This window comes from Bradyrhizobium sp. B120 (assembly GCF_049075665.1).
Taxonomy (GTDB): Bacteria; Pseudomonadota; Alphaproteobacteria; order Rhizobiales; family Xanthobacteraceae; genus Bradyrhizobium.
In genome coordinates, this window is record NZ_CP185242.1 from 6,442,454 (window position 1) to 6,462,842 (window position 20,389).

The following is a 20,389-nucleotide window of genomic DNA, read 5'->3' on the forward strand; positions in this document are numbered from 1 at the left end:
CCGGGCGCGCGGCTATCGCTGCTCGCCGGCCGGCTTGCCGTCGTCCTCACCTAGACAACGGATCATGAAGGCCGTGGTGTCCCGCGGCAGAACCTGCGCGGCTCGCGCCTTGAGGCGGCATTCGAGCTGCGCGATCTGGCGTGCCCGTTGCCGTTCCGACGGCAGCGTCGATTGCCGCAGCCGGCGCAAGGTCATCGGCGAGCCATCCGACTCGAAGCTCAACTCGTACCGCTTGCCGTTCTGGTCGGTGGCGGCGCAGGTGATGGTCGACACCTGCCGCGTGATGAAGCTTCCGACCTGGCGGCAGGAGCCCGTCGACATCTCGACCAGCGGCACCGGCAGGCCATCGACACGCGGACGGTCGCTCGACTTCAGCAACATGCGGTCGACCGCGAGTTCGAACAGATTGTCCTGGGTACGCTCGGTGCTCTCGCCGGAGAACGAGACGATGTGGCTCTTGTCGGCGGGATCGTCGAGCACGACGGTGAATTCGGAACGGCCGCGCAGGGTGTGGAAGTAGGCCACCGCCTTGCAGGTATAGCTGCGGCCGGCGACGCTGACATTGCGGCAGGTGCCGGACATCAACGCATACAGGTCAACGTCGTAGACCGGCCCGGCGGCAACGGCGAGCGCAGGCCAGCACACGATAGCGATCGCAATCAATTGAGCGAAACGGGAGATCATGCTGAAACGATCGAGAACACGGTCGATGGAGAGGTCCATGGCGCAAGGTCGCCGATTTCCACGGACTGTGCAACGATGAAGCAGGCCGAAATGTGGACGTCCCGCAAGCGACCGGGGAATGCAGGCGAGCCGTGCTGAAAGGCCGCGCCGCTGGTGCCGTGCGTCAGATTTGCGGGCCGGACAGGGTGACCTCGCGCTCGGCGCGGAAGACGTTGCTGTAGAGGTTCGCGATCCACTGACGGCCACTTGCCGTCATGTTCAAGCAGTTGATGGCGCCCTGGATGTGCGGCGCGACCATATTCCAGTAGAATTGCGGATAGCGGTCGACGATATCCGCCGGCGATTCATAGCCGAGCTGGCGGTTGATGCCGACTTCCTCGAACTCGTGATAGAGCGCGTTGGCTTTCCTGATGTAGTTGGGATCGCCGAGCTGTCCGATGAAATCAGCGGCCCGGACGATCGCCGCCTCGTCGTCATATTGCTGGCCTTCGGGTGCCGGAAACCGCGTGCCTTCGATGTTGCGTGCAACGCGCTCGCGATCGAGCGGGAGGACGGCCTCGAGCCTGTCGAGCACATAGAGCTTCGAGCGGTCGACGTGATACGGCATCAGGCCGGCATCCGACGAGCCGCGCGGCAGCACGACCTTCTTGCCGGAGGCATCGATGACATAGCCATCCGGTCCGTCGCCCTTCAGCAGGCCGCGCACATAGCCGATGTCGTGCGTCAGGCAGGCGATCATCGTGTGGGTGTAATCCTCCGCGGTGACATGGGTGTGCAGCGCGCGACCGCGAATGATATCATGCCCGGCCAACGTGACCAGCATGGTGTGCTCGACATTGTGGTAGAGCGCATCGCTGTTGCCGATGCATTCCAGCGCGATGCGCGCGGCGGCGGGCAGCAGTTCGCCAAATCGCGCCTGCGAAGCCCCAAAGGTGCGGCTGACCCATGTGGCGAGAAACTTCTCCAAAGCACCTGCCGCCAACTCAGGTAACGTCATCATCGATGCAGCCCCCGACCGCGCAACGTTCCTCGCTCGCCCCGATCTCACGTCGTAGTTGGGAATAACTATAGCGCATCTGCGGGCGTGCGGCTACGCGCCGCCGAGCGCGTGATTCGTTCCGCCGTACTTTCCCGGTCTTGCCGGCTGTGACACCAAAGCCGCTGATAATGGCATGAACCGTGCATGATTCGGTTCAGACCGGGTTAATCTTACGGACAAAGACCATCATGCTTGTTACGCTCGTCGCCATCCTTTGCAATGCTCAGCTCTGCATGGAAAAGGTCGTCACCAACAGCGACCAATCCGGCATCACCATGGGCGCCTGCGCTGTGAGTGCCCAGATCGGCATCGCCGACTGGCTCGCCAAGGGGCCGTATCACGATTGGCGCTTGCAGAGCTATAAGTGCATCATGGGCAAATACGTCCCCAAGAACGAAGTGTGATGTGTGCTCACAGCCCCCGAAGGGGCTGACCCGCTTCGCGTGCCCACCTGGAACAGCCTGCGAAACCGCGTGATGCAGGCGCGTGCACCTCGAGTCTAAGTCCATTTTATGGGCTATCACTGTCGTTCACGATGGTGAGACGTGAGGTCGCCCAGGAATGGCCCGAGAATGCCCGCAACGCCGCTGATTGCCTACGCGCATGTCGGCAAGAGTTTTGACAATGGTCGCGTGGTGGCGGTCGACGACGTCTCGCTTGACGTGGCCGAGGGTGAATTCCTGGCTGTTGTCGGCGGCTCGGGCTCCGGCAAGACGACGCTGCTGCGGCTCGCCAATCGCCTGATCGAGGCCGACCGCGGCCGGATCGCCGTCGAGGGCGAAGACGTCAGCCGCGTCGACCCGATCCTGCTGCGCCGCCGCATCGGCTATGTCTTCCAGAGCGGTGGGCTGTTTCCGCATCTCACCGTCGCCGGCAATGTCGGCATCACGCCGAAGCTGCTCGGCTGGCCGCAGGCCGAGATCTCGGCGCGGGTCGACGAGCTGCTCGACCTCGTGCGGCTCGACCGCGCGCAACATCGCGACCGCCTGCCGCACGAACTCTCCGGCGGTCAGCGCCAACGCGTCGGCGTCGCGCGTGCGCTGGCTGCGAAGCCACGCATCGTGCTGATGGACGAGCCGTTCGGCGCGCTCGATCCGCTGACCCGCGACGCGCTCGGCGACGATTATCGCGCACTGCATCGCGAACTCGGACTGACCACGGTCATGATCACCCACGACATGACCGAGGCGCTGCTGCTGGCCGATCGTGTCGCGGTGATGGGTGGCGGCAAGCTGCTCGCTTTGGGCACGCCGGCGGAGCTCGCGGCCAACACCGACGCCTATGTCGGCGAACTCTTGCGTACGCCGCGGCGACAGGCGGAACGGTTGGGCGCGCTGCTGCCGCGGGACGGCACCGCATGAGCGATCCACGCTGGAGCGAGGCGCTTGCGCATCTGCCCGACTATCTCGGCAATCATGTCCGAGTCAGCGTCGCCGCGCTGGCGCTCGGACTTCTGATCAGCCTGCCGCTTGCGCTCATCGCGCGCAACCGGCCGGTGCTGCGCGGCACGCTGCTCGGGCTTGCCAGCATCGTGCAGACCGTACCCGGTCTCGCGCTGCTCGCGCTGTTCTATCCGTTGCTGCTGGCGCTCACGGCGTTGACCGCGACGTGGCTCGGCTTCAGCTTCTCCGCCTTCGGATTCCTGCCCGCGGTGCTGGCGCTCGCGCTCTATTCGATGCTGCCGGTCTTACGCAACACCATCACCGGCCTCTCCGGCGTCGATCCGGCGGTGCTGGAGGCTGCCCAGGGCGTCGGCATGACGCCGCTGCAATCGCTCACCATGGTCGAGCTGCCGCTGGCGCTGCCGGTGATGATGGCGGGGATCCGCACCGCCGCGGTGTGGGTGATCGGCACCGCGACGCTGTCGACGCCGATCGGCCAGACCAGCCTCGGCAACTACATCTTCGCCGGGCTGCAGACCCAGAACTGGGTGTTCGTGCTGTTCGGCTGCTTCGCCGCCGCCGTGCTCGCGCTGGTCGTCGACCAATTGCTGGCGCTGATCGAGAATGGCCTGCGCAATCGCAGCCGCGTCCGGACCGCACTCGGCGGGCTCGGCATTGCCGCCCTGATCGCGGCGACGCTGGTGCCCGCGATCGCGCGGCCGCAGGCGCGCTACGTCGTCGGCGCCAAGACGTTCACCGAGCAATATGTGCTGTCGGCGCTGATCGCGCAGCGGCTGCAAGCGGCCGGGCTGCCGACGACGACCCGCGCCGGCCTCGGCTCCAACGTGATCTTCGATGCGCTCGCGGCCGGCGACATCGACGTCTATGTCGACTATTCCGGCACGCTGTGGGCAAACCAGTTCCACCACGCCGACATCAGGCCCCGTGCCGAGCTGCTGAGCGAACTGAAGACGACGCTGGCGAAGCAGGACATCACGCTGTTCGGCGAGCTCGGCTTCGAGAACGCCTATGCGCTGGTGATGCCGAGGAAGCGCGCCGATCAGCTCGGCATCCATTCGATCGCCGACTTGGCAGCGCACGCCGCGACGATGTCGATCGCCGGCGACTATGAATTCTTCTCGCGGCCGGAATGGGCCGGCATCCAGAAGGCGTATGGGCTGACGTTCCGTACCCAGCGCCAGATGCAGCCGGATTTCATGTATGCGGCGGTCGCCTCCGGCGAGGTCGACGTCATCGCGGGCTACACCAGCGACGGCCTGATCGCGAAATACGACCTGGTTACGCTCGCCGACGACAGGCACGCGATTCCGCCCTATGACGCGATCATGCTGCTGTCGCCAAAGCGGCGCAACGACGAGACTCTCAAGGCGGCACTGCGGCCGCTGCTCGACAAGATCGGCATCGCCGAGATGCGCGAGGCCAACCTGCGCGCGTCAGGCAACGACGCATCATCGTCGCCCGACGCCGTGGTGCGCTGGCTGTGGGAGAAGATTGGCGGAAAATCATAGGGTGACGCGCCTACAATCCCTTGATGATCCCCGCGTCGATCAGCAGGCGGTTGAAGCGGCGCGCTTCCGCGCCGTCCTTGCAGGCGTAGAACGCGCCGTTGCAGCGAAGCATGATCGCTTTCTGCTCCTCGAACGACGGATCGAGCGGAATGCCGGCGGCTTCCTGAATGACGAGCGGCAGATAGGCGGCGTCGATCGTGTCCATCACCGTCGGGCTCTTCACCGGTTCGAAGTTGATGGCGTCGATCGCGTAATAGGTCGCGTAGTAGCGCGGATCGTAATCCATCAGCTTCTTGCCGATGCCGGCCTCGTCGAGCCCGGGATCGAGCAGTTGTGGCGAGAACTCCGGCTGATGATCGCCATAGCGCACGATCAGGAACGGCTGCGCCGGAAACTTCTTCTTCAGCGCCGCGACGAAGCCGGCATAGTCGTTGGCGCTCAGCGCCTGCCGGCGCAGATATTCGTCGACCGAAGGCGTGTTGCCGGGCCGCTTCCATGCCGGCAGCAGCTCGGGGCGGAATTTCGTCTCCCACGGGAAATGATTGGCGGCGAGATAGACGAAGGTGAACAGCGGCGTGCTGAGCGTCTTCTGCTCGGCCATCAACTTCAGCGCCTTGTCGTAGAAGAAGCTGTCGGGCTCGACGTCCTTCGCATGCAGGTCATGCGCGTCGTAGAATTGCTGGATACCGGTCGTGGTCTGGAAGCTGCGCGCGCTCATGAAGGCGCCGAATGCCGGATAGAGCGACAGCGTGTCGTAGCCGCAGCGGCGCAGCGCCAGCGGCAGGCCGCGCTCGACCCGGCCCGATGCGATACGGGTGACGAAATAGGCGAACCGGCCGAACGAGCGCGAGGACAATCCCGCCAGCACGTTGTACTCGGTGAACCAGCTCGGCCCGCCATTGCTCTCGGCGAGGAATTTGCGTTCGACGCCGTCATAGGACTTGAACTGGCTGCCATAGCCCGGCGGAACCTTGACGCCCGAAGCGGCGCGGATGTCGAAGCTCGATTCATCATGGATCATGATGATGTTCGGCCGCCGCCCGGCCGGGTGGCAGGCGTCGACCAGCGGCATCTTGAGCTGGTCGCTCGCGCTCGGATCTGACTCCATGAAGCCATAGGCAACGAAGTCGGACACCGCGGTCACGCCGGAGCGCGCGAATTTCGACAGATAGCCGTCGTCGTAATAGCCGCGCCAGGCTTCATCCGGCCAGGCGAAAGCATAGCCCGAGAGCGCCGCCGTAAAGGCAAGGCAGGCGGCAGCGGCAGGCAGGCGGCGGATGCGGAACGGATCGAGCCACCACAGCGCATACATCAAGGGCAGCGTGACGAGGCCGGCGCCGATGATCGACCAGCGCAGGCTCGGAAAGATCGTGAGCAGGAACGCCGCGGTGTCGCGATCGATCACCATCAGGTCGACGAAGTTCGCGGTCATCTGCACCACGTCGTGCTTGAACCGCGACAGCAGCACCAGCACCACGACCAGCGTCAGCGACAGCGCGCCCGACAGCGCCGGCCGGCGTAGCAGCGCGATGAACAGGAAGTTCAGGATTCCCCAGGTGAGCAGGAAGCAGAGCCGCGAGCCGAAATCGGTCTCGGTCCGCAGCATCAGGATCAGCGCGCCGAGATGCGGGGCAGCGACCGCCATCAACCGCCAGATGCCGATCGCGGCGAGACCGCCGGCGAGCGCGGCAACGGAAGAGTTTTGCTGAGGCGCGGGCGCCATGGGCGGGACGCAATACAAACCCGGCGCAATGCCACGGCCTTGACTGGCAATGGCCAGGAGGCACACCGCACAGCCGGAGTCTGCGCGGTGTCATGAAAACGTAATTGAATCGTCATGAACGCGCAATGAATTTGCCCGCCCTGGGCAACGCCCGGCCGGCGCGGCGCGCCTCAGACCTTCGCCGCAGGCCTCGCGATGCCGGCGATGAAGAGGTCGACGATGTCAGCGGCCATCTGCTCGGCCTCCGCTTCGACGACGCCCCAGCGCGGTAAATGGCCGTCGATGTGCATTCGCGCAAAGCCATAGACCAGGGCGCGGCCGGCGATCTGGACCTGCTTCAGGTCACGCGCCCCGAGTTGACCGGCTGAAAATGCCTCCGCCAGCGTGCGCTCGGTCAGGCCGATCAACTCCGCATTGTCGCTGGAGACCCCGGCCGAGCGGTCGTGGTCGAAGAAGCGGCGGCTGGAGATGATCTCGAAATGAGTCGGGTTCTTCATCGCCCAGCGCAGATAGGCGATCCCAAGGCAGCGGAAGCGGCCGAGCGGATCGCCTGACGGCGCATCGGCCAGCGCCGCCTCGATCTCGGCGCGGAAGCGGCGCTGCGCCTCCTCGGCCACCGCATTCATCAGGGCATCCCGGCTCGGGAAATGCCGGAACGGCGCGCCCGGCGAAACCCCGGCACGGCGGGCCGCCTCGCGGACGCTGACCGCCTCCGGCCCGCCCTCGCCGACCAGCTGCATGGCCGCATCGATCAGCACCCGGCGGAGGTCGCCGTGGTGGTACGGCTTGGCCGCCCGCGCCGCGGCTGGACGGGGCTTGGCAGGCCGGCGTCCGATCGGCGGGTTTTTGGCGGGGCGGCGCATGGCGCACCTCTAGCATCACCCGCTTGTGAATGTAAGCGGTGATTACACGGATTGACCGCACGCCACCGCGAAATGTAACTGGCGATTACATCAACACGGGAGGCAGGATATGGCGACGCGTCGAAACTGGTTCGAGGGCTGGCGGCTGTTCGGCCTGCTCACACTGACCCTGATCGGGCTTTCGATCTGGATCGCCGCGATGCGGCAGTTCGAGGTCGAGGGCGTGCGGATGGTGATCCGCTTCACGGCGCGGACCTCGCTGCTGTTCTTCTGCCTCGCCTTCTCGGCCGCGGCGCTGGCGCGGCTCTGGCCGAATGCCTGGACGCACTGGCAGCGCCGCAACCGCCGCTATCTCGGCGTCACCTTCGCCGCCTCGCACGCCATCCACGCGGTCGCGATCACGGCGTTCGCAATGCTCGATCCGGCCGGCTTCGCCGCCGCAACCTCTATCGTTTCCTATATCTTCGGCGGTATCGGCTATCTCGTCATCATCGCACTGACCGCGACCTCGTTCGATCGCACCGCTGCGCTGCTGGGCCAGCGCGCCTGGCGCAGGCTGCATCTGATCGGCGGCTACTATCTGCTGCTGCAATTCACGGTCTCGTTCGGCAAGCGGATTCCCGAGATGCCGCTCTATGCGCTGTTCCTGGTGCCGCTCGCCGCGGTGTTCGCGCTCAGGATGATCAGCATGGCCGCGCGGCCTGCGCCACGTCAGGCACAGGCGAGCTGAGGCGCGACCGGGTCAGATCGGATCACACCAGGTGAAACTTGCGGCCGAGCCGGCGATGCACCGACAGCACCGCGCGATCGACGTCGCTGATCAGGCTGTCGCCGAGCACGACGTTCGGGATCTCCCAGTTGCGGCCGATCTGCGCATCGGGCAGCGCGGCGACCGTCGGCACGCGGGCGGTCTCGCAGCCGGGCTGGGCGCGCAGCGCCTCCTCGGCAAGCTGGGTCAATTCGTGCTGGCTCTTTCCGTCGGTCATGACCCCGGTCCTGACTCAGGATGATGGCTCACTGATGGCCGAGGTTCTCCAGTTCCTTGGCACGGACTTCCGTCATGCTGCGCATGCATTCGCCGGCATCGAGCCGGGCGATGGTGCCCTCGCCGAGGTCGTAATATAGGCAGTTCGCGTCGCGGTACTGGATCCATAACCGCTGCGCGGTGCGCAGCTGGTCGCGCTGCTTGTCGCCGACGGCATCCTTCAATGCCTGCTGATAGGCGACGTTCATCCGTTTGTCCCATTGCGCGGTCTTGGCCTTGAGGCACTCGACCATCTGGTAGGTGTTGCCGTCGCAGGACGGCTCGGGATCGCCCTGATCGCCAGCCCGGGCCGACGAGGTGGCGATGATGAAAATGGTCGCAACCAAGGGCACGAGCCTGCACACGCCTGTCGTGAGAGCCGATTTCATGCCGCCTTCCCTTTCGATGGGTCCCATAGCGCCATACGTTAGTGCCGCGGTAGCCCATCCCGTTCACATCGGTCGCACCGCGGCTGGCCTTCCCGATCCGCGCAGGATATTTCAGGGTATGGAGGGATTCATGCGGCGGACCGTGACGCCTGCAATCGTTTTGGCCGTGCTCGGCCTGCTCGTTGGTGGGCTGTTTCGCTACGCCTTCAACGAATCCAACGAAGGGTCCGTCGCGAACTATGTGCGCAGCGCTCTCGACGGCGCCGCCCTCACCCTGATCGTCTGGGCCACGCACCTCTATCTGACCATGCGCAGCGGCCGGCTGCGGCGTCTGCCGCTCATTGTCGATCTCATTGCCCGCTCTGTGATCATAGCCCTCGTCGTCGGGGTCGCCGCGATCGCGCTGGAGGTCATTCTGTATGGGCATGGGCTCGAGGCGAAGTGGATTCGCGAGACCTTCTTCAAGATCATCGGGGTCGGCCTGCTGCTGTCGATCCCGATCACGACGATCTATGAACTGGTCCGGATGATCGGCGGGCATACGCTGCTCAGCATCGTGCTCGGACGCTACCGCCAGCCGGTGCGCGAGGAGCGCGTGCTGCTGTTCCTCGACCTGGTCGGCTCGACGACCTTGGCGGAGGCGATGGGCGAGCTGCGCGTGCAGGAGCTCCTGACGCGCTTCTTCTTCGACATCGACGAGCCGATCGTGGCGCACGGCGGCGAGGTTCATGCCTATGTCGGCGACGAGGTGATCGTGACCTGGCCGGCCGGCGCGGGCCAGCCGTCGCGGCGTTATCTCGACTGCGTTTTCGCGATCGAGGACCGCCTCGCCAAGCGGGCCGACCATTATCGCAAGGAGTTCGGCGTGGTGCCGGCATTCCGTGCCGGGATGCATGCCGGCCCGGTCGTCATCGGCGAGTGCGGCGACTCGCGGCGGCAGATCGCCTATTTCGGCGATACCGTGAACGTTACGGCGCGGCTGCAGGCGCATTGCAAGGAGGCAGGCCGGCCGCTGCTGATCTCGGGCGAGCTGCGTCGCCTGCTGCCCTCGGACCCGGATTTTGCCATCGAGCCGCTCGGCTCGACGCAGTTGCGCGGGCGCGCCGCTTCGATCGACATCTTCGCCGTCACGCGGCTCGCATCGTCCTAAACAATCTCTTAAGGCGCGCTGCCATGGTGGCGAAAGCACCAATTGCGTCCTGTCCGGTCGTAGCCCGTTAAGGATGCGATGCACCCGTATTTGCACCGGGTTCCACCTTAACGCAGGTGTAAGACGACGCCATGCATGGTGCACGGACAGGTGTCATTCAACAAAAACAAGGTCGCCCATCGATGGCGCAACAAGCGTCACAATCGATTATTGCCGAACTCGAGGATGCGGTCCGGGACGGGACGTCAGCCAAGCGCGTGCAGACGCTGCGGCAGGTCACCGATCTGTTCCTGAACGACGGCGACCGCCTCAACGATGAACAGGTCAAGGTGTTCGACGACGTGCTCTGCCTGCTCGTCGCGCGCGTCGAGACGCGCGCGCGGGCCGAGCTCAGCAAGCGGCTCGCGCCGCTCGACTACGCGCCGTTTGAGGTGATTCAGCACCTCGCCTGGGACGACGACATCAGCGTCGCCGGCGACGTGCTGACCCACTCCAGCCGCCTCTCAAACGACGCACTGCGCGAGATCGCCGCCAGCAAGGGCCAGGACCATCTGTTCGCAATCTCGGCGCGGGAGAACCTGCCGGCGTCCGTCACCGACGTGATCATCGACCGCGGCGAGGACAAGGTGATCCGGCGTCTTGCCAAGAACGCCGGCGCGCAGTTCTCCGACAACGGCTATTCCTCGATCGTCGCCCGCGCCGAAGGCGACGACGAGCTGGTCGAGATCCTCGGGCTGCGCATCGATATTCCGGCCAAGCTGCTGCGCGACCTCTTGCAGCGCGCCAAGGATACGGTGCGCGCCCGCCTGCTCGCGATCGCATCGCCGAGGGCCCGCGAGGAGATCAGCCAGGTGCTGAACGACATCGCGCAGGAAGAGGCCGCCGCCCCGCGCCGCAACTACGGCATCGCCGAGGAGCTGGTCAAGCTGATGAAGCAGCTGAACGAGCTCGACGATGCGGCGGTCTACAAATTCGCCGAGGACGGCAAGTTCGACGAGGTCACGGTCGCGCTCGCCGTGCTCAACGACATGCCGATCGCGATGATCGAGCGCCTGATGCTCGGGCTGCGCTCCGACCTGCTGCTGATCCCGTGCCGCTCGGCGCGGCTCAACTGGCCGACGGTCGAAACCATCCTGCGCAAGCGGCCGCTGCCGCATCAGATCGACCATGCGACGCTCGAGATCGCGCACCGCGATTACCGGCGGCTGTCGCTGGAGACCGCACAGCGCACGGTGCGGTTCTGGCAGCTGCACAACAGGATCGAGAAGCAGCCGATGGCGGCCGGTTAGCTGCCGCGGCTTCCTCGTCGTGACAAAGAAAAAGGGTGGGCAACGCGCCCACCCTTTTTTAATTTGATGCGTAGGGTGGGTTAGCGAAGCGTAACCCACCGCGTCTCCGCGGAACGAATTGGTGGGTTACGCCTTCGGCTAACCCACCCTACACGCCCGAGCTTAGTTCTTGCTCTTGTCGACCAGCGCGCCCTTCTTGATCCAAGGCATCATGTCGCGCAGCTTGGCGCCGACTTCCTCGATCGGATGCTGGGCGAGCTTGGCACGGGTCGCCTTGAACGAGGTCTGGTTGACCTTGTTCTCCAGCATCCAGTCGCGGGCGAACTTGCCACCCTGGATGTCGGCGAGCACGCGCTTCATCTCCGCCTTGGTCTCGGCCGTGACGATGCGCGGACCGGTGACGTACTCGCCGTATTCGGCGGTGTTGGAGATCGAGTAGTTCATGTTGGCGATGCCGCCTTCATAGATCAGGTCGACGATCAGCTTCACTTCGTGCAGGCACTCGAAATAGGCCATCTCGGGCGCGTAGCCGGCTTCGACCAGCGTCTCGTAGCCGCCCTTGATCAGCTCGACCAGGCCGCCGCAGAGCACCACCTGCTCGCCGAACAGGTCGGTCTCGCACTCTTCCTTGAAGGTGGTCTCGATGATGCCGGCGCGGCCGCCGCCGATCGCCGAGGCGTAGGACAGGCCGAGGTCATGGGCGTTGCCCGACGAATCCTTGGCGATCGCGATCAGGCAGGGCACGCCGCCGCCGCGCTGATATTCCGAACGCACGGTGTGGCCGGGGCCCTTCGGCGCGATCATCAGCACGTCGAGGTCGGCACGCGGGTCGAGCAGGTTGAAGTGCACGTTGAGGCCGTGGGCGAACACGAGCGCCGCACCCTTCTTCATGTTGTCGTGCAGGTGCTCGCGATAGATGTCGCCCTGCAGCTCGTCCGGGGTCAGCATCATGACGAGGTCGCCCCACTTGGCGGCTTCGGCGACTTCCATCACCTTGAAGCCGGCGTTCTCGGCCTTCTTGGCCGAGGCCGAACCCTTGCGCAGCGCGATCGCCACGTCCTTGACGCCGGAATCCTTCAGGTTCAGCGCGTGGGCGTGGCCCTGGCTGCCGTAGCCGACGATGACGACCTTCTTGCCCTTGATCAGGTTCAGGTCGGCATCGCGATCGTAGTAAACTCGCATCGTATTTTCCTCGTTTTGAAGGGGGCCAAAATCGGCCGATGAGTCAGGCTTTCGGAAGGTCAGAACCGCCGGGCGCCCGCGAATTTCCGGCGTTGTCTAGAGCATTTTTCCCCTCAGGGGAAACCCCCATCTCGCATGGCGCGGTGCGGCATCATGCGTCCATGAAGACCGGGTAGAGCGAGGCCAGCAGGAGGATGGCCATCACCACATTGAAGACGCGGATCGCCCGGGGCGAGGTCAGGACCGGCCGCAGGGCGGTGCCGAACAGCGCCCAGACGATGCAGGACACCGTCCCGAGGGCCAGGCTCAGGCCGACCTGGATCGCGATGTTCCAGGGGAAGGCGGCAATCGCCGCATAGGCCGTAATGGTGCCGATCACCATCACCCAGCCCTTGGCATTGATCCACTGGAACATGGCCGCGCCCCAGAAGGTCATCGGGCCGCGACCGGGCTTGTCGTCCTTGTCCGCAGAGGGCGGCTCGGCCATGGCGATGATGGCCGCGAGATACACCAGATAGGCGACGCCGCCATATTTGAGAATCGTCTGCAGCACCGGATAGGCGATGAAGACCGCCCCGAGCCCGACGCCGACCGCACCGACCATGAAGGCGAAGCCGACCGTGATGCCGGCGATGTGGGGCACCGTGCGGCGGAAGCCGTAGGTCAGCCCCGACGACAGCAGCATGATGTTGTTGGGGCCCGGCGTGAAGAACATCACGACCGCAAACACGACAAAGGCGAACATTAGCGAATGCGACATGGTGCCCTCACGCGACCTTCGGCAGAGCTTTTGGCCGCTTCGACAGCAGCATCACGGCGATGCCCGCGATGACCGTGAGCATGCCGGCGAGCCGCAGCGGCCCGAACCTCTCGCCGAACACGATGCTGGAGGCGGCGGAGCCGACGAACGGCACCAGCAGCGCGAACGGCACCACCTGCGCCGCCGGATAATCCCTGAGCAGCCGGCCCCACAGCCAATAGGCGATGCTGGTGGAAACGGTGCCGACAAACAGCATCGAGACAATGCCGGCCGGTGACAGATGCGACAGCGCCTGCCACATCGGCTTCGCGCCCAGCGTCAGCAGCGACAGGCCGAACAACGGGATCGCCGCACACAGGCACAGCCATGCGAACAGGTCGAACATGCGCGCGCCCTGCGCCGGCCGCAGCAGCAGGTTTCCGATTGCGAACGAGATCGGCGAGATCATCAGGATGGCAAAGGCGGTGACGCTGAAATCGTATCCGACGGTGCCGCAGATCATCAGCAGGCCGATCGCGGCGATGGCGATGCCGACGGTCTGCAGCCGCGACGGCAATTCGCCGAACAGGACCGCGGCAAAGCCGATGGTGAACAGCGCCTGGCTTTGCACGATCACGCTGGTCAGCCCGACCGGCATGCCGTGGGCGATGGCGATGGATTGCGCAAGGAACTGACCAAGGAACAAGGTCAGGCTGATTGCGATCAGCAGCAGCCACGACACCTGGCGCGGCCTGCGCAGGAACAGACACGGCACGGCCGCGATGCCGAAGCGCAGCGCCGTCATCAATTCGGGCGGCAGCTCATCGAGCGCGATCCGGCTCGCGACGAACGCAAGTCCCCAGATCACCGCGACCATGACGGCGATGCCAACATCGGCCGGCTTCATTGTTCTTCTTCTTTGGTTCGGTTTGGCTCTGTCGATGCAAGCTCTAGATCTGTTCGTCCGGCTTCGGCTTGCGCAGCAGATAGGTGCCGTGCAGCGGCGCGTGATAGTCGGCGGCGACCAGGGTGAAACCGGTCTCGGTCAGCATGCGCTCCATCACCCAGCCGAAGGTCGAATATTCGTCGCGCATATGGGTCATGACGCTTTCGCGCTCGAAATCGTGGTTCTTGATCGAGAAATCGGCCCAGCCCTCGACATCGCGATCGACCCCGTCGGGCATGCTGACGAACACCATGTCGCGCAGATAGAAATTCGCGCCGGGCTTCAGCGCGTTGAAGATCCGCGACAGCGCCACCGCCTTCCAGAAGTCGGGCAGATGGTGCAGCGTGAACTCGCTGACGATGACGTCGTAGGAGTTCGGCTGATAGGCAAAGGACAACAGGCCGGCCGGCTGGGTCCGGATCTTCGCCTTGCGGTCGCGCGCATAGATTTCGGCAAGCCCGATCATCGCCGGCGAGATGTCGATGGCGTCGACCTCGGCGCCCATCAGCGCCGCCTCGGTCGCCAGCACGCCGTTGCCGCAGCCGATATCGGCGATCCGCCAGCCCGGCTTGACGCCGAGCATGGTCAGCGCCTGGCGGGCACGGACATCGCTGTCCTCGCTGACGTCATAGATCGAGGCAACCGCGGTATCGAGGCCGACCTGCCGCCGTTGCGTGTAGTACCAGTCGCGCGCCAACATGATTCACATCCCTTCCGGCCCACGCGTGATCGCGGCCACCCCGGTTCGTGACACCTCGACCAGGCCCAGCGGGCGCATCAGGTCGATGAACTGACTGATCTTGGACGAGTTGCCCGTGATCTCGAACACGAAGCTCTCGGTCGTGGCATCGATCACCCGGGCGCGGAACGCATCGGCCAGCCGCAGCGCCTCGACGCGGTGATCGCCACCGCCCCTCACCTTGACCATCGCAAGCTCGCGCTCGATCGAGCTGCCGGTCAGCGTCATGTCGACGACGCGGTAGACCGGGATCATACGGTCGAGCTGATGCTTGATCTGCTGGATCACCATCGGCGTTCCCGTGGTGACGATGGTGATCCGCGAGAGGTGTTTCTGGCTCTCGGTTTCCGAAACCGTGAGACTCTCGATGTTGTAGCCGCGGCCGGAGAACAGCCCGATCACGCGCGCGAGCACGCCGGGCTCGTTCTGCACGAGAACGGACAGCGTGTGCGTCTCGTTCGGATCGTGACGCTCTTCGAGGAAGTAGGCGGAGGCGGGCTGGTTCATTGGTCGTCCCCTTGCATTCTTTTCACGCCACCGCCCGCTGGGCAGCCGGCGCAGCATCCGTCCCGATCCAGGTCCGGAACAAATCGAAATCGATATTGCCGCCGCTCAGGATCAGGCCGACCCGCTTGCCGGCGAGCCTGCTCTTTTCCTGCAGCGCGGCCGCGAGCGCCGCAGCGCCGGCGCCCTCGGCGAGATTGTGGGTGTCGGTCCAGTAGGCACGGATCGCCTGCCCGACCTCGTCGTCGGTGACCTGCACGATGCGCGAGGCGCCCTTGCGGATCAGGGCGAATGCATCCGCGTCCGGAATCCGCGTCGCCATGCCGTCGGCAAGCGTGTTGCTGGTCTCGGTGGTCACGATCTTTCCGGTCGCGAACGACAGCGCATAGGACGGGGCCTCGGTCGACTGCACGCCGACGATCTCGGTCTTCGAGCCGAGCAGGTCGCGCGCCATGATGCAGCCGGAGATGCCGGAGCCCTGCCCGATCGGCACATAGAGAATGTCGAGATCGGGCGCCGCACGAAACAGTTCGAGCGCGTAGGTCGCGACACCCAGCACCAGGTCCGGGTGGAACGACGGCACCATGTGCAGGCCGGCGAACTGGGCACGGCGCTCGGCCTCTTCCCGCGCGGCCTGGAAGTCCTCGCCGTGCTCGACGAGCTCGGCACCAAACGCGTGCATGGCGCGGTTCTTCTCGACCGAGTTGCCGCGCGGCACATAGATCACCGCGGGCACGCCGTGGCGGCTCGCGGCAAACGCCAGGCTCTGGCCGTGATTGCCGCGCGTCGCCGAGATGATTCCGGGCACATCGGGCCGCTCGCGCTTCAGCCGCTCGAGATAGACCAGGCCGCCGCGCACCTTGAAGGCGCCGATCGGCGTGTGGTTCTCATGCTTGACCACGACCTCGGTGCCGAGCCGCTCGGCCAGTAACGGCCAGGCATACGCCGGCGTCACCGGCACCGCGGTGCCGACGATCCTGTGCGCGCGCTCGAGCTCGCTGAGATCAAACATGATCCACCCTCACCTCACACCAGCGCCTTGCCGCCGGCGAAGGCCTTCGCGGTGGCCTCATCGGTCGCTTCTTCCGGCAGCAGCATCTCGTTATGTGCCTTGCCCGACGGGATCATCGGGAAGCAGTTCTCCAGCGCCGCGACGCGGCAGTCGAACAGCACCGGGCGCTTGATCGAGATCATCTCCTTGATCGCGCCGTCGAGATCGGACGGCTTGGTCGCCCGCAGGCCGACGCCGCCATAGGCTTCGGCGAGCTTGACGAAGTCCGGCAGCGCCTCGGAGTATGAATGCGACAGGCGGTTGCCGTGCAGCAGCTGCTGCCACTGCCGCACCATGCCCATGTACTGGTTGTTCAGGATGAATATCTTGATCGGCAGCTCGAACTGAACCGCCGTCGACATCTCCTGGATCGTCATCTGCACCGAGGCGTCGCCGGCGATGTCGATCACCAGGCTGTCCGGATGCGCCACCTGCACGCCGACCGCGGCCGGCAGGCCGTAGCCCATGGTGCCGAGACCGCCCGATGTCATCCAGCGGTGCGGCTCCTCGAAGCCGAAGAACTGCGCGGCCCACATCTGATGCTGACCGACTTCGGTCGTGATGTAGGTGTCCTTGCCGCGGGTCAGCTCGAACAGGCGCTGGATCGCGTATTGCGGCAGGATGATATCGTTGTTCTTGCGGTAGGACAGCGAGTTGCGCGCGCGCCATTGCGCGATCTGCTGCCACCACGCCTTGATGTCGGGCTTCTTGGCCTCCGCCTTGAACACCTGCAGCAGGTCGCCGAGCACGTTGCCGGCGTCGCCGATGATCGGCACGTCGACGCGGATGTTCTTGTTGATCGAGGACGGGTCGATGTCGATGTGGATCTTCTTCGAGCCCGGCGAGAAAGCATCGACGCGGCCGGTGATGCGGTCGTCGAAGCGCGCGCCGACGCACAGCATGACGTCGCAATCATGCATCGTCATGTTGGCCTCGTAGGTGCCGTGCATGCCGAGCATGCCGAGCCAGTTCGGCCCCGACGCAGGATAGGCGCCGAGCCCCATCAGGGTCGAGGTGATCGGGAAGCCGGTCGCCTCCACCAACTGACGCAGCAGCTTGGAAGCCTCGGGACCCGAATTGATCACGCCGCCGCCGGAATAGATCACCGGACGTTTGGCATTGGCGAGCAGCGCCACCGCCTTGCGGATCTGGGTCGCATCGCCCTTCACGCGCGGCGTGTAGGAGATGTGAACGTCCGACTTGCGCGGCGGATGATAGGTGCCGGTGGCGAACTGCACGTCCTTCGGCACGTCGACCAGCACCGGACCGGGGCGGCCGGTGGTGGCGACATAGAAGGCCTCGTGCAGCACCCTGGCGAGGTCGTTGACGTCGCGCACCAGCCAGTTGTGCTTGGTGGCGGGCCGCGTGATGCCGACCGTGTCGCATTCCTGGAAGGCGTCATTGCCGATCAGGTGGGTCGGCACCTGGCCGGTGATGCAGACCAGCGGGATCGAGTCCATCAGCGCGTCGGTCAGCGGCGTCACCATGTTGGTGGCGCCGGGCCCCGACGTCACCAGCACCACGCCGGGCTTGCCGGTCGAGCGGGCATAGCCTTCGGCGGCATGGCCGGCGCCCTGCTCGTGGCGGACCAGGATGTGCTCGACTTCGCTCTGCTGGAAAATCTCGTCGTAGATCGGAAGCACCGCGCCGCCGGGATAGCCGAAGACATGCTGCACGCCGTGATCGATGAGCGCGCGCACGATCATCGCGGCGCCGGTCATCTGATTGGGATCGTGGCTCTTGTCGGTCATGGTTCGCTCCGGATGCGCTTGTTTTTGCGCGGCTTTTGTCAGTTCTCGTCAGTTCTGTTTCGGGCAATAAAAAGGGGCCCTAGAGGCCCCATGCACACCGCCCGAATTTGGATGGCCGCTAGCCATCCCCGGCGGTGTGCCTGGGTACGACGGCGATAAGCAGTTTGGTAATAATGTTGCGCACGAGGTGACCCAGTCTTCCCAAAGGTTGCGCGAACATAGCGGCCAAAGCCCGAATGTCAAGGCAAGGCAGCCAGTTTCGCGATTTTTGAAGTGTAACGGGGTTCCAGCCGTTCGGCGAGTGTTTTTGCGCGGCGCAACGCGCATGGCAGACGGGCGTGTTGTGCCCGGAGGCGCTTCTTGAGCCCGGAGGCGCTTCGGTAGCCTGGATGAAGCGCAGCGAAATCCGGGACCAGCGTCTCCGGGGGCGAGGTCCCCGGATTGCGCTCCGCTCCATCCGGGCTACGGGACTTGCTCCTGCAGCCACCCCCTCGCCGCCTCCGGCTCAACCCATTCGAATTCCGGCAGCTGGTGGCGAAACCAGGTGAACTGGCGCTTGGCGTAGTGGCGGGTGTCGGCCCGGCCGATTTCGGCGGCCTCCTCCCGGCTGATCTCCCCCTTGAGGTGCCGGATCAGCGCCGGCACGCCATGGGCCTTCATGGCCGGCAGCAGCGGATCAAGCCCGCGCGCGGCCAGCGCCGCGACCTCATCGAGCGCACCGGTATCGAGCATTGCGCCAAACCGCGCATCGATCCGCGCATAGAGAAGCTCGCGCTCCGGCGCCAGAAACAGCGCGTGGAATTGGCCCGGCGGCAGCAACGGCGGCAGGCCATCGCGATGCCAGTCCGGCAGCGGGCGGCCGGTGGCCTCGACGACCTCGAGCGCCCGCGCGATGCGGGTGCGATCGCGCGGTTTCAGCCGTTCGGCCGACACCGGATCGCGTGCCGCAAGCTCGGCATGCAGCGCCTCCACGCCGTGCTGCTCCAGCCTTGCGCGCACACCGTCGCGCACGTCAGGAGGGATCGGCGGCACCGCCGACAGCCCGCGCGTCAGCGCCTTGAAATACAGGCCGGAGCCACCGATGAAGATCGGCAACCGTCCCTGGTCACGCGTCTCGCCGAGCACTTTTGCCGCGTCGGTCACCCAGGCCCCCGCGGAGAAATTCACGCCGGCGTCGACATGGCCATAGAGCCTGTGCGGAACCTGTGCCTCCTCGGCGGTGGTCGGCCGCGCGGTGATGATCCGGAGGTCGCGATAGACCTGCATGGAGTCGGTATTGATCACGACCCCGCCGGTCCGCTGCGCAAGCTCGAGCGCCAGCGCCGACTTGCCGCTGGCGGTCGGCCCTGCGATAAGCACTGCCTTGTCCAACAATCCTGAATGCGCCTGCATGTCCCTCGTTGCCACGCTGATCTGCAATCCTGCAAGCCCCGCGCTCGACTCCACCATCGTCGACGGTGCGCGGGCCGTGCTGCCCTCACCGGGCCCGGCGCAGTGGCTGTTCAACGAGGTCGCCGTCGACATTCCGTTCGAGAGCCAAAATTCGAGCGGAGACGCCGGCAGGGACGAGATCAGGGCCATCGAGGAGCGGCTGCGCCAGGCCCGCGGCGACCTGCCGATCGACATTGTCGTGCAGCCTCGGCTCGGCCGGCGCAAGAAGCTTTTTCTGGCCGACATGGATTCGACCATGATCGGCCAGGAATGCATCGATGAGCTCGCCGACTTCGCCGGGCTAAAGGCCCATGTCGCAGCCATTACCGAGCGCGCGATGCGCGGCGAGATCGAGTTTGAATCGGCGTTGCGCGAGCGCGTGGCGCTGCTCAAGGGCTTGCCGGTGGGCGTCGTCGACGAGGTGCTGGAGAAGCGCATCACGCCAACGCCGGGCGGCCGCGCGCTGGTCATGACCATGCGCGCACACGGCGCCTATACCTGCCTGATCTCCGGCGGCTTCACCCTGTTCACCAAGGTGGTCGCGGAGAAGATCGGCTTCCAGGAGAACCGCGCCAACCAGCTGCAGGTCGCGGACGGCAAGTTGACCGGCGAAGTGGTCGAGCCGATCCTCGGCCGCGCCACCAAGCTCGCCACGCTGGTCGAGTTGACCGAATCCTTCGACCTCGACGACATCGACACGCTGGTCACGGGCGACGGCGCCAACGATCTCGGCATGATCCAGGCCGCAGGTCTCGGCGTCGCCTATCACGCCAAGCCCGCGGTCGCAGCCGCCGCGGCGGCGCGGATCGATCACGGCGACCTCACCGCGCTGTTGTATGCGCAGGGCTATCGGCGGGATGAGTTCGTCGAGAGCTAGCTGATCACTCGCTCGTCATGCCCGGGCTTGACCCGGGCATCCATCTCACTTCGCAAAGCTTCGTCAGGTCATGGATTGCCGGGTCAAGCCCGGCAAT

At 65.4% G+C, this 20,389-nt stretch carries 21 protein-coding genes; 7 read left to right on the forward strand and 14 right to left on the reverse strand.

Annotation, left to right across the window (positions count from 1 at the left end):
* Positions 1-12: 12 nt before the first annotated feature.
* Both ACOIX3_RS29915 and ACOIX3_RS29920 read right to left on the reverse strand, forming a co-directional pair.
* Positions 13-723: a hypothetical protein gene (locus ACOIX3_RS29915; protein ID WP_223975565.1), complete on the reverse strand. Its 711-nt coding sequence runs from the start codon at positions 721-723 to the stop codon at positions 13-15.
* A gap of 124 nt (positions 724-847) precedes the next feature.
* Complete coding sequence (locus tag ACOIX3_RS29920; RefSeq protein ID WP_092115836.1) at positions 848-1,684, reverse strand: metal-dependent phosphohydrolase; 837 nt, start codon at positions 1,682-1,684, stop codon at positions 848-850.
* Positions 1,685-1,911: 227 nt separating this feature from the next.
* On the opposite strand from ACOIX3_RS29920, the gene ACOIX3_RS29925 reads away from it, so the two are divergent.
* From ACOIX3_RS29925 to ACOIX3_RS29935, 3 genes are all read left to right on the forward strand, one after another.
* Positions 1,912-2,127 (forward strand): hypothetical protein, encoded by a 216-nt coding sequence (locus tag ACOIX3_RS29925; protein WP_074131807.1) that lies wholly within the window; start codon positions 1,912-1,914, stop codon positions 2,125-2,127.
* Between the two features lie 168 nt (positions 2,128-2,295).
* Positions 2,296-3,084, forward strand: a complete 789-nt coding sequence (locus tag ACOIX3_RS29930) for an ATP-binding cassette domain-containing protein (RefSeq protein ID WP_420965553.1) — start codon at positions 2,296-2,298, stop codon at positions 3,082-3,084.
* Positions 3,081-4,634 (forward strand): ABC transporter permease/substrate-binding protein, encoded by a 1,554-nt coding sequence (locus ACOIX3_RS29935; protein WP_420965554.1) that lies wholly within the window; start codon positions 3,081-3,083, stop codon positions 4,632-4,634. Before ACOIX3_RS29930 ends, ACOIX3_RS29935 begins: the two co-directional genes overlap by 4 nt.
* Before the next feature lie 10 nt (positions 4,635-4,644).
* Here the strand turns inward: ACOIX3_RS29935 and ACOIX3_RS29940 are convergent, their stop codons facing one another.
* Positions 4,645-6,357: a sulfatase-like hydrolase/transferase gene (locus tag ACOIX3_RS29940; RefSeq protein WP_420965555.1), complete on the reverse strand. Its 1,713-nt coding sequence runs from the start codon at positions 6,355-6,357 to the stop codon at positions 4,645-4,647.
* A gap of 170 nt (positions 6,358-6,527) precedes the next feature.
* Positions 6,528-7,220 (reverse strand): TetR/AcrR family transcriptional regulator, encoded by a 693-nt coding sequence (locus ACOIX3_RS29945; protein WP_420965556.1) that lies wholly within the window; start codon positions 7,218-7,220, stop codon positions 6,528-6,530.
* A gap of 109 nt (positions 7,221-7,329) precedes the next feature.
* Here ACOIX3_RS29945 and ACOIX3_RS29950 point away from each other — a divergent pair, with 109 nt between their 5' ends.
* On the forward strand, positions 7,330-7,950 hold the full coding sequence (locus ACOIX3_RS29950; protein ID WP_420965557.1) for a hypothetical protein: 621 nt from the start codon (positions 7,330-7,332) through the stop codon (positions 7,948-7,950).
* A gap of 22 nt (positions 7,951-7,972) precedes the next feature.
* Here the strand turns inward: ACOIX3_RS29950 and ACOIX3_RS29955 are convergent, their stop codons facing one another.
* Together ACOIX3_RS29955 and ACOIX3_RS29960 are read right to left on the reverse strand one after the other, a co-directional pair.
* The gene (locus tag ACOIX3_RS29955; protein WP_420965558.1) at positions 7,973-8,206 is read right to left on the reverse strand and encodes a hypothetical protein; all 234 of its coding nucleotides are present in this window, start codon (positions 8,204-8,206) and stop codon (positions 7,973-7,975) included.
* A gap of 28 nt (positions 8,207-8,234) precedes the next feature.
* On the reverse strand, positions 8,235-8,633 hold the full coding sequence (locus tag ACOIX3_RS29960; protein WP_420965559.1) for a lysozyme inhibitor LprI family protein: 399 nt from the start codon (positions 8,631-8,633) through the stop codon (positions 8,235-8,237).
* A 130-nt stretch (positions 8,634-8,763) separates the two neighbouring features.
* Here ACOIX3_RS29960 and ACOIX3_RS29965 point away from each other — a divergent pair, with 130 nt between their 5' ends.
* Positions 8,764-9,783 (forward strand): adenylate/guanylate cyclase domain-containing protein, encoded by a 1,020-nt coding sequence (locus ACOIX3_RS29965; RefSeq protein WP_420965560.1) that lies wholly within the window; start codon positions 8,764-8,766, stop codon positions 9,781-9,783.
* A 182-nt stretch (positions 9,784-9,965) separates the two neighbouring features.
* Positions 9,966-11,072, forward strand: coding sequence for a DUF2336 domain-containing protein (locus ACOIX3_RS29970; protein WP_420965561.1), 1,107 nt, complete (start codon positions 9,966-9,968; stop codon positions 11,070-11,072).
* 162 nt (positions 11,073-11,234) lie between these two features.
* Here ACOIX3_RS29970 and ilvC read toward each other — a convergent pair whose 3' ends face one another.
* The 8 genes from ilvC to miaA form a co-directional block, all read right to left on the reverse strand.
* On the reverse strand, positions 11,235-12,254 hold the full coding sequence (ilvC, locus tag ACOIX3_RS29975; RefSeq protein WP_375776089.1) for a ketol-acid reductoisomerase: 1,020 nt from the start codon (positions 12,252-12,254) through the stop codon (positions 11,235-11,237).
* A gap of 151 nt (positions 12,255-12,405) precedes the next feature.
* Positions 12,406-13,014, reverse strand: a complete 609-nt coding sequence (locus ACOIX3_RS29980) for a LysE family translocator (RefSeq protein ID WP_420965562.1) — start codon at positions 13,012-13,014, stop codon at positions 12,406-12,408.
* A gap of 7 nt (positions 13,015-13,021) precedes the next feature.
* Positions 13,022-13,900, reverse strand: a complete 879-nt coding sequence (locus tag ACOIX3_RS29985) for an EamA family transporter (protein WP_420965563.1) — start codon at positions 13,898-13,900, stop codon at positions 13,022-13,024.
* Between the two features lie 43 nt (positions 13,901-13,943).
* On the reverse strand, positions 13,944-14,639 hold the full coding sequence (locus ACOIX3_RS29990) for a class I SAM-dependent methyltransferase (RefSeq protein ID WP_212310478.1): 696 nt from the start codon (positions 14,637-14,639) through the stop codon (positions 13,944-13,946).
* Between the two features lie 3 nt (positions 14,640-14,642).
* Positions 14,643-15,185: an acetolactate synthase small subunit gene (gene ilvN, locus ACOIX3_RS29995; protein ID WP_016841057.1), complete on the reverse strand. Its 543-nt coding sequence runs from the start codon at positions 15,183-15,185 to the stop codon at positions 14,643-14,645.
* A gap of 22 nt (positions 15,186-15,207) precedes the next feature.
* A complete protein-coding gene (locus ACOIX3_RS30000) occupies positions 15,208-16,194 on the reverse strand; it encodes a threonine dehydratase (protein WP_420965564.1) in 987 nt (328 codons plus the stop codon).
* A gap of 14 nt (positions 16,195-16,208) precedes the next feature.
* Positions 16,209-17,984 (reverse strand): acetolactate synthase 3 large subunit, encoded by a 1,776-nt coding sequence (locus ACOIX3_RS30005; RefSeq protein WP_420965565.1) that lies wholly within the window; start codon positions 17,982-17,984, stop codon positions 16,209-16,211.
* 462 nt (positions 17,985-18,446) lie between these two features.
* Positions 18,447-19,376 (reverse strand): tRNA (adenosine(37)-N6)-dimethylallyltransferase MiaA, encoded by a 930-nt coding sequence (miaA, locus tag ACOIX3_RS30010; RefSeq protein ID WP_420965566.1) that lies wholly within the window; start codon positions 19,374-19,376, stop codon positions 18,447-18,449.
* Here miaA and serB point away from each other — a divergent pair.
* Positions 19,375-20,292 carry a phosphoserine phosphatase SerB gene (serB, locus tag ACOIX3_RS30015; protein ID WP_420965567.1) on the forward strand — a complete coding sequence of 306 codons (918 nt, stop codon included), beginning with the start codon at positions 19,375-19,377 and terminating at the stop codon, positions 20,290-20,292. The genes miaA and serB overlap by 2 nt on opposite strands.
* The last annotated feature ends 97 nt before the right edge of the window (positions 20,293-20,389 follow it).